Source organism: Bradyrhizobium sp. SRS-191 (assembly GCF_024586915.1).
In the GTDB taxonomy this organism is placed as follows: domain Bacteria; phylum Pseudomonadota; class Alphaproteobacteria; order Rhizobiales; family Xanthobacteraceae; genus Bradyrhizobium.
Window position 1 is genome coordinate 1 of record NZ_JANBVS010000082.1, and the last position, 1,359, is coordinate 1,359.

Consider the following 1,359-nt stretch of genomic DNA (forward strand, 5'->3'; position numbering starts at 1 on the left):
CGACTATTACATGTCGGCCTATACCGCGCAGGTCGCGGCCGGCGACGACGGCAAGAATGCGCTGATGATCGTGCCGCAGTTCCTGGCGGAGATCGACATCGAAGCGCACAAGCTGCCGGCAGACACGTTGCGCTGGTCGCTGGAAGGATGGGAGGGAGGCGACGCCGCGATCGCGCCGGCACCGGTGTCCTCCTTCGACGCACTCGATGCGATCCTTGCGCGGCTCGGCGACCGACGCATCTTCCCGAACCTGAAGCAGGTCGTCGTCGCCGGCCACTCCGGCGGAGGCCAGGTGGCGCAGCGCTATGCCATCGCCGGCAAGGGCGAGACGATGCTGTCGCGGCAGCATATCGACGTTCGCTACGTCGTCGCCAATCCCTCCTCCTACGCCTATTTCGATGCCGCGCGGCCGTTTCCGAAGATCGCCGCCTCCTGCCCAGGCTACAATGACTGGAAATATGGCATGGACGCGCGGCCGCCTTACCTCGCCAACGTGACGCCCGGCGCGCTCGAGCAGCGCTATCTCGAACGCGACGTGATCTATCTGCTCGGCACGCTCGACACCAATCCCGAGCATCCCGCGCTCGACAAGAGCTGCATGGCGAAGGCGCAGGGGCCGTTTCGCTACGCCCGCGGCCACGCTTATGTGGATGCGATGGCCAGGCGCAATCGCGGTGCGCCCAATCATCGGGTGTGGGACGTCGTCGGCGTCGGCCATGACGGCGACAAGATGGTGACCTCGCGATGCGGGCTCGCGGCGCTGTTCGACAGCCCGGGCTGCGGGGCGGAGCGCTGACAGCGATGCTGTCTTGCGGGCTTGTGCCTTGAAGGTGCTGCCCCGGCTGGTACACTTCGTTCCGCGCGCGCCTTATCGTGAGGCGACGCCAAGAAGACGAAGTGGAAACGCCTGATGCTGCTGCCCTTGTCCGACGTGCCGCGCTGGTACGCTGAGCGCAAACCCCAAGGCACGATCGCCGTCCGCCACGGGCAGGACACGCTAACCTGGGACGAACTCGAGCGTGGCGCCAACCGGCGCGCGCGGGCGTTCATGGCCAAGGGCGTCAAGCCCGGCGATTTCGTCGCCATTGGTCTGCCCAACGGCAATGCGTTCTTCGAGACTTCGTTCGCGGTGTGGAAATGCGGGGCGACGCCGACTTCGCTGTCATGGCGGTTGCCGCGCGGCGAGGCGGCTGCGGTGCTCGAGATCCTGAAGCCAGCGCTGGTGGTCGGCGGCGAGGGCGGCTGGGATGCGCCGAACCGGCTGCCCGCGGGGTTCGTGCCCGGAAGGTTTTTCCACGCGCGCCCCGATTCCCCGGGTGCGCGGTATTGGGAAGGGGTGACCTCCTGCGGCTCGACCGG

General features: G+C 67.3%; 2 protein-coding genes. Both read left to right on the forward strand.

The features are described from left to right. The coding region (locus NLR35_RS34150; protein ID WP_257170927.1) for an alpha/beta fold hydrolase at positions 1–796 on the forward strand (796 nt) is incomplete at its 5' end. A 114-nt stretch (positions 797–910) separates the two neighbouring features. Next, positions 911–1,359 (forward strand): AMP-binding protein (locus NLR35_RS34155; protein ID WP_257170928.1); only part of this gene is annotated, 449 nt, incomplete at its 3' end.